Here is a 6,721-nt window from a genome sequence, read left to right as displayed (position 1 = left end):
GACAAGGGCTCAACGAAACCTTCGGAGTACCGGAAAACTGGGATTGACGAGAGCGGCGGCGAATTCACACGCACGTCACGCCAGCCGCGAAATACGCTGTACGGCTCTGGTTATGATCTGACTAATCAGCTCGCGACCGAGCGCTCTAGTTCGGCTAACGACGCGACGAGGTAATCCTCTCCGAAGATGGGCATCTCGCCGACGCGATCCCGGAAGGCCTGCGGCGTGCCGCTCCAGTCGTACGTGAGGGTGACGTCGGTGAGAGCACCTTTCGCGGCAAGGTCGTAACGCCAGAACCAGCCGCCAGCAGAGTGGTTGCCCGTGTCGTCGAGGATCCCCGGCATCCAGCCGATGGCGCGGTCCGGTTCGAACACGTTGACCAGGTTGTGCGTGATGTAGTCGCCGCCCGCTCGAGTCAGGTACATGTTCATCGCGAATGTCTGTCCCGCACCGGTGATCGCCTCGGTGTCCACCGAGTCGCGGACCCAATCGGTGGGCTCGGTGTTGCGGTGGCGGGATGGGTCGGCGAGAACGGCGAAAATCTCGGCCGGGGTGGCGGGGATGGAGCGGGTGACGACGTAGCGTTCGGCGTTAGCGCTCATGGGTGGTCCTCAGATGTGGTGGGTCCGTAAGCCGCGGCAATTGCGGGGGAGTCGAGCCAACCCGAGTAGGTGGGCCGCGAGGGCCAGCCTTCTGGCGAATCGAGCCACTCCTCTTGGCGGCCCCACGGCAGGATGTCGATAAGCCCGAACGAGTGACTCAGTTGCTCGGTGCCCCGCCCGTTCGTATGCCATGTGCGATACACCGTCTCGCCGTCCCGCAGGAACACGTTGACCCCGAAACCACCGCCCGGCGGCGCATCCATGTCGGTGGCGAACGTGCTCTGCGACGACGAGTACCAGTCCATGCGATTGCCGACCTTGTGCTTGTAGGCGAGCGCTTCCTCGATCGGTCCGTTGGTGACGATGACGAAGCGGGCATCGTAGTTGTCCAGGAACTCCAACCGGGTGAATTGCGATGTAAATCCCGTGCAACCGCCGCACTGCCACTCGGCGCCGTCAGACCACATGTGGTGGTAGACGATCAGCTGCGATCGGCCGTCGAAGACGTCGGCCAGGCGGATCGGACCGTCGGCACCGACCAGGGTGTAATCGGCCAATTCGACCATCGGCAACCGCCGCCGCTGGGCGGCGATCGCATCCAATTCGCGGGTGGCGGCTTTCTCGCGTTTGCGCAAATCGTCTAGCGCGGCTCGCCAGGTTTGGTGATCGACGACCGGTGGCAAGGCCGTGATGTGGGAGGACATGGCTCCACCTTTGCTCTCGATTTGTCCATTCGAAAGGTCTGACTGGTCGACCGCCCGGAATTCATCGGCCGACGGTCCGGTCTTTGTCCGAATTCCGATTTACTCTCGACCTCTATCGCTGGACTCGGTTCGAGAGTAAAACAGCCACGATGCGAGGCGAACGAAGGTCGGCCGCCCGCCGGCCGTCCCATACGAATGGGGCTGTCGGTAAGGGGAGGCCCTTTCAGAGCGTGGCGTGTTCCACCAATTCCGTTGACATGAAGGCACTTTGCCGCCCGGCCGTCAGGTTATGGGGTTCCTGAACACATGAAAGGAAACCCGCACCACGGCTTCTGCAACGCCTCCGGTGGCGGTGGACCGCCCTCCCATATCCCGGGGGCGACATTTCCATGCCCCCAGTAGACGCCGTACCAGGTGTGGCACTGGCTCGCATCCCAGTTGGCGTCCGTCCCCGGACATCCGCGGCCGGTCTGTGGGTGAAGCCCGGTCTTTTGGTCTTCCGGGCAGCAGGTGTACGGCCCGCTTGCGCCGGGTGGTACCGGCCCGTCTTCCGGCACGAAGCCATGCGTTTGCGACACCGGACCGGGCTGGGCCTCGGCGCTCCCCACGGCGAGCCACAATGCGGGCACCGCAACGCCGCCTGACAGCACCGCCGCGGTGACTATATTCCTCAGGGTTCGGGTCGTGTCCACAGCATTGTCCTTTCGCTGATATTTAACGCCGAGGCTTCCGAAATTTTTGCGTTTCTGCTCCGCTACCGATCCCAAGATGCGTTCGTGGCAGTACCTCGGCTTGTGCGAAACAACTCGCACCCCTGGGATTGGACGATTTGAGGTATGGCGCAGGGGAGCGGGGAGACAATCGCAGTGGCTAAAATTTGTTTCATGACTGCGCTACTGGTCGCCAAAGCTTTATTGCTGGGCTTCCTGATCGTAGCCTGCGGCGCCCTCACGGTGACCTATGTGCGCAGGCGCCGCGCCGGCGTGCAGCCGTGGGAAAACCCTTACGCATCACCATATCTCGACATATATCGAGGCGGACTATCGCCGATCCCGCCGCCGCCCTTAACGGCTGACGAGCGATCTGCTGACGGCGAGCCGCCCGCGGCGGGTCCCGATAGAGTTGCCGGCTAGCCCCAGTAGGCGAAGCTACATGCGGGGCGAGGTTCGCTCTTCAAGGACACGAGCTTGTCGCCGTTCATGATTATCGTGCAGGTGAGGGCAACGTCGCCGCCGTCGGCGCTCACCTGCGACTCCAGTTCGTTGTAGACGGGGTATTGCTTTTCCCACGGCAGTGGCACTTTGAACTCGGTCTGCTCCGGGCCTCCGTTGATCCGGTAACGGATCGTCACCGGGGCGCTGCCGCCACTGACCTTCATGACCGCCGTGCCGACCGGCTGGCCGGTAGGCGTCACTGACGTTGGCGCCGCCGTAGTCTGCTGCGGGCTGCCCACACCGCTAGGAGCATGTGTCGCGTGTCCGGTCGTGCTCTTGGTGCATGCCGTCGCGGCAACACCGGCCGCTATCACGCTGATGATCACCCCGACGGCACGACCATACGAATGCATTTCCAAAGCCTACGGTGACCGGCGCCGGACTCGTGTTGGAAACGACGTCCGCTACAAGCGTTGCGCAGCGAAATCCGCACCCTGGTCAACCATGCCATTCACCGCGTACGCGGTGTGAGCGATGCCGGGCGGCCCCGGGGGCGCGCCATCACAGATGTTGTCGTCGGCGGCGCACAACTGATCGGTCTTGCCTGCGTAGAGGGGACCGATCGTAATGGGCGGGGCACCGCCACCACGCAGGAACTCATTGGAAGGTGTTCCGAAAAGGACCACCGCGGCCACGTGATCAGCCACCGCCGGCGGTAGCGGTTGTGGTACGTAGGAGGCGAACTCCTGCGGCACCTCCTTGGGCACGACCGCCGAAGTGACGAAGCCGGCCACCGCGGCGCCTTGGGAATATCCGCCAAGCACCACTTTGGTGTTCGGACAGTTCGACGCCGTGGACGCGATATGCGTGCCCGCGTCCCTGATCCCGTCCACAACGGTTCTAGCGAAAGCGATGCCGCCGTTGAAGTCGCTACTCGCCTCGTAGTTCACCGGATAGACCCCCACCGACTTGCCGCCAACCCGGGATTCGAGCGCATTGACAAACGCCTGCCCGATCCCGCCGACCCCGGGTGGCTCGCCGGTCCCGCGGGCAAAAACCACTTCTACGTTGGGACAGGGGTCCGCGGCAGCCGGCGGGACGGATGCGCAGATCATCCCCGTCCAGGCTGTTGCCACCGCAGCAGCGAGAAACCAAATGGATCGTAGCGAGCTCATGCCTGCGAATGCCCAGACACAATTCCGCCGAAACAACGGACTGCCTGGCAACAGCGGACTGAGACCAGCTGAGTTGACGCGATTAGTTTCGCGATGGCTTCCGGTCTGTATCCCCAACACGCCATCAACCGCACTCGAGGAGAGCATCAATGACTGCCACCTATACCTTCGACGTCTTTTCCAGCCTCGACGGTTTCGGCGGCGTCAGCGGCGGCGACTGGGGCGGCTACTGGGGCAAGCAAGGCCCCGAATTGCTCGACCACCGCCTCGGGCTGTATGGCGGGAAGCAGCGAATGGTTCTCGGCGCCAATACATATCGGCTATTCGCCCAAATGGTGGCCGAGAGCTCCGAGGATTCCGACGTGCACGACCCCTGGGTAACGCGGATGAGGCACCTGCCGGCGACAGTGGTGTCGACGACCCTGGATGGACCTCTGGACTGGCCTGACGCGACCGTCGTGCGCGGCGACGCCGTCGATGTCGTCGCCCGACTCAAGGAGGAATCCGAGGTGCCGCTGCGCTCGCACGGCAGCCTGTCCATGAACCGTGCGCTGATGGCCGCCGGCCTGGTCGACCGAGTCCAGGTGACGCTCTTTCCCGTGATTACCGGTCAGACCGGTGATGATCCAATCTTTCGCGGTGCGGCCGACTTCGACCTCGAGCTGGTCGAAAGCCGGACGCTGGACGGCAATATCCAAGAGCTCGTCTATAGGCCCACCCTGCATGCCTGAGCCCGTCCATGCACAGCAAGCGGGTTAGTCCGACCGGCCCCACGGCGCGGGGTAGATCTTTGAGTCTTCGGGCGCCGCTGCCAGGAAGGCACGGGTGTCGGGCCTGACGTCACATATCGACAACGCATTCCGTCTAGCGACTAAGGAAGCAACGAGAGCTCTGTCGGAAGGGCGGCATGATGGATCGCTTGAATACGCTGGCGCGGCTGTACCTGTTCGCGGTGATATCGGGTGTGGGGATGGCCACCGCTGCGATCGGGGTCTGGTGCCTGATCGACCCATCTTCATTCGCCGATGCCGTCGGATTCGGCGAACACCGGCACTTCTTGCACGACGTCGGCGCGTTCCAGCTAGGTCTGGGCGCCATCCTGCTGCTCGCGCTGGTCTGGGCTGATGCGCTGGCCACCGCAATCGCCGGCTTCCTCGTGGCCAACACGGTGCACACGGTGAACCACATTGTGGACCTCGACGAGGGGGGTTCGGCCTCGCAAGCGTGGGTTCTAGGCGCGGTGTCAGTCTCGCTGGCAGTGGCGTTCGTGGTGCGGTTACGCCAACTCGGCTATGTTCTTGGCGTCGTTGGCACAGCAACGACTTCGGCGTTGGCGCCGTTCGTGCGGCAAAAGACCATCAGCCTCACCACCTTTCGGAAGGACGGGAGGCCAGGTTCTAGCCCGGTCAGCATCGTGGTGGATGGAGACCGGGCCTACTTTCGGAGCTTCGAGCGGGCGGTCAAAGTGCGCCGAATGCGGCGCAACCCTACGGTCGAATTCGGCCCGGCTACGGCGTCGGGCAAACCGACGGGATCGACGCAAACGGGTAGCGTGCGCCTGTTGGACGGGGCCGAATATCTGAGGGCCAGCCGACTGCTGCGGCAGAAGTATCCGTTTTTGCATGGTGTATTAGTGCCGTCGGCACACCGGCTCATGCGGTCGAAATTCGGCCGCACGGTCCACGTCGAGCTGATTCCGTTAGCTTGAAACACCGCGGCAGATCCTGGTCGCCGACGGTTGCAATCGGTTCGACCTCGCCGTTACTGGCCTTTCCACACGACCTTGTCCGTGCCTCCGGCGTCCCGGTAGACGACACTGTCGGGGTTCGTACCGTTGCGAACGTCGAAGTAGATGCGCCCGGTGACTGGGTTTCCTAGGGGGAGGGGCCCCTCAGGAAGGCCGTCGGTCTGGTTGCCCTTCATCACCGCGAATGTCGAGCTGTTGACGGCCCGAGCGTTGAAGTCGGCAATGTTCGGAGTTGCGTTACCGCTGACACCTTTGGCTGTGACGTCGGAGTACCACACGCCGTCGTTGTGGCCGCTGGGCTGCAGGTTGCTCACGGTGTAGTCGATGGTGCCGCCCATACTGGAAATCTCTGCCATCTGGCCGAATTGCAGCACTTGTGGATCGGCGAATGCCGGTGTCGCCGCGAAGAGTCCGGCCGCCGCTAATATGGCGGTTGCTGCCGTCGTTTTCGATGCAATGTGTGAGAACGCCACGTCGGGCTCCCTTCGTGATGTGCCGACTGTTCAGGATCGGCAGCTAGCTCGAAGGTGTAGCCAAAGCTTGGAATTTCAAACCTGATGTTTGCCAAATAGCGGTTGTCGATTCTGCGCGCTAATTCATTCTCGCTCTGCGGATTCAGCTTTTGCATATTGCGCCGTGGCGGACATCGATGCGATTGGGACTTGCCCGCGGAGCTCAGGTGGAATTCATCGGGCACCGGACGTCCTTGCTCAGGTGCTGTGGCTCGCCGGCTATGACCGCGTTGTAGGTTCGTTCGGAGCTACGAAGACCGCGATCGCCCGCGCACTCAAGTGGTTCGGTTATGGTCCCGGCCGGGCGAGAGGTCAGCCGCACGGTGACGCAACCAGAGAAAGGCCTAAAAGCAAACCCATGAGAACGATCGCATACCGCCGCGGGGCCGTCGTCGGCCTGGCCGCCGCGCTGATCACTGCCGGCTGCAGCAATGGCACGAGCGCGGACGCGCCGGCATCGCATCAGGTCGGGGTGAACACCACTTCTACGACCCCGGCGCAACCCACCGAGGTCAAGCTCATTGGGGAGCGCGACGTCGAAGTGACCCTGACCGGCCCGATCGCTGCCAAGTACGCGTCGGCAACCGAGGACCAGAAGAAGGCTCTGGGCAAGCCGCTGACGGGTGACCGCAATGCGGGAAAGCGGGAGAGCGGCGTGGTATTCCAGCAGTTCCAGGGCGGCGCGATCACCGCCAAGGACGACGCGGCCGGCACGCCCGCATACATCATCCTGGGCAAGATCCGGGAGGCCTGGAATATCCCACGCGACCCCGACGGCGCGCCTGCGGTCACCGGCACCAACGGTTCGGCCGGTCCGCTGGGGGTGC

General features: G+C 63.3%; 8 protein-coding genes. 3 read left to right on the top strand and 5 right to left on the bottom strand.

Annotated elements, in window-relative coordinates; all coding sequences use genetic code 11:
• Nucleotides 1-125: 125 nt before the first annotated feature.
• The 4 genes from A5652_RS21015 to A5652_RS21000 form a co-directional block, all read right to left on the bottom strand.
• Nucleotides 126-602 (bottom strand): SRPBCC family protein, encoded by a 477-nt coding sequence (locus A5652_RS21015; RefSeq protein ID WP_067356126.1) that lies wholly within the window; start codon nt 600-602, stop codon nt 126-128.
• Entirely contained in the window at nt 599-1,306 is a 708-nt protein-coding gene (locus tag A5652_RS21010; RefSeq protein ID WP_067356123.1) for a DUF899 family protein, read from the bottom strand. Before A5652_RS21010 ends, A5652_RS21015 begins: the two co-directional genes overlap by 4 nt.
• A 1,129-nt stretch (nt 1,307-2,435) precedes the next feature.
• Entirely contained in the window at nt 2,436-2,873 is a 438-nt protein-coding gene (locus A5652_RS21005) for a hypothetical protein (RefSeq protein ID WP_067356120.1), read from the bottom strand.
• Between the two features lie 51 nt (nt 2,874-2,924).
• Nucleotides 2,925-3,635 carry a cutinase family protein gene (locus A5652_RS21000; RefSeq protein WP_067356112.1) on the bottom strand — a complete coding sequence of 237 codons (711 nt, stop codon included), beginning with the start codon at nt 3,633-3,635 and terminating at the stop codon, nt 2,925-2,927.
• Between the two features lie 149 nt (nt 3,636-3,784).
• Between A5652_RS21000 and A5652_RS20995 the strand changes: the two genes are divergently transcribed.
• Complete coding sequence (locus tag A5652_RS20995) at nt 3,785-4,366, top strand: dihydrofolate reductase family protein (protein ID WP_067356109.1); 582 nt, start codon at nt 3,785-3,787, stop codon at nt 4,364-4,366.
• A 176-nt stretch (nt 4,367-4,542) separates the two neighbouring features.
• Entirely contained in the window at nt 4,543-5,343 is an 801-nt protein-coding gene (locus tag A5652_RS20990) for a PPOX class F420-dependent oxidoreductase (RefSeq protein WP_067356106.1), read from the top strand.
• 53 nt (nt 5,344-5,396) lie between these two features.
• Here the strand turns inward: A5652_RS20990 and A5652_RS20985 are convergent, their stop codons facing one another.
• Nucleotides 5,397-5,855 carry an MPT63 family protein gene (locus tag A5652_RS20985; RefSeq protein ID WP_067356102.1) on the bottom strand — a complete coding sequence of 153 codons (459 nt, stop codon included), beginning with the start codon at nt 5,853-5,855 and terminating at the stop codon, nt 5,397-5,399.
• Between the two features lie 397 nt (nt 5,856-6,252).
• On the opposite strand from A5652_RS20985, the gene A5652_RS20980 reads away from it, so the two are divergent.
• Nucleotides 6,253-6,721, top strand: a 469-nt coding sequence (locus tag A5652_RS20980; protein WP_067356099.1) for a hypothetical protein, incomplete at its 3' end; no start/stop codon positions are given.

It is taken from the genome of Mycobacterium sp. 1165178.9, assembly GCF_001673555.1.
Taxonomy (GTDB): domain Bacteria; phylum Actinomycetota; class Actinomycetes; order Mycobacteriales; family Mycobacteriaceae; genus Mycobacterium.
Note: the sequence above shows the minus strand (reverse complement) of the source record. Positions and strands in the feature narration are given on the sequence as shown.

Coding starts and splice junctions, on each gene's coding strand:
- A5652_RS21015 (WP_067356126.1), bottom strand. CDS start 602: ATGAGCGCTAACGCCGAACGCTACGTCGTCACCCGCTCCATCCCCGCC.
- A5652_RS21010 (WP_067356123.1), bottom strand. CDS start 1,306: ATGTCCTCCCACATCACGGCCTTGCCACCGGTCGTCGATCACCAAACC.
- A5652_RS21005 (WP_067356120.1), bottom strand. CDS start 2,873: ATGCATTCGTATGGTCGTGCCGTCGGGGTGATCATCAGCGTGATAGCG.
- A5652_RS21000 (WP_067356112.1), bottom strand. CDS start 3,635: ATGAGCTCGCTACGATCCATTTGGTTTCTCGCTGCTGCGGTGGCAACA.
- A5652_RS20995 (WP_067356109.1), top strand. CDS start 3,785: ATGACTGCCACCTATACCTTCGACGTCTTTTCCAGCCTCGACGGTTTC.
- A5652_RS20990 (WP_067356106.1), top strand. CDS start 4,543: ATGATGGATCGCTTGAATACGCTGGCGCGGCTGTACCTGTTCGCGGTG.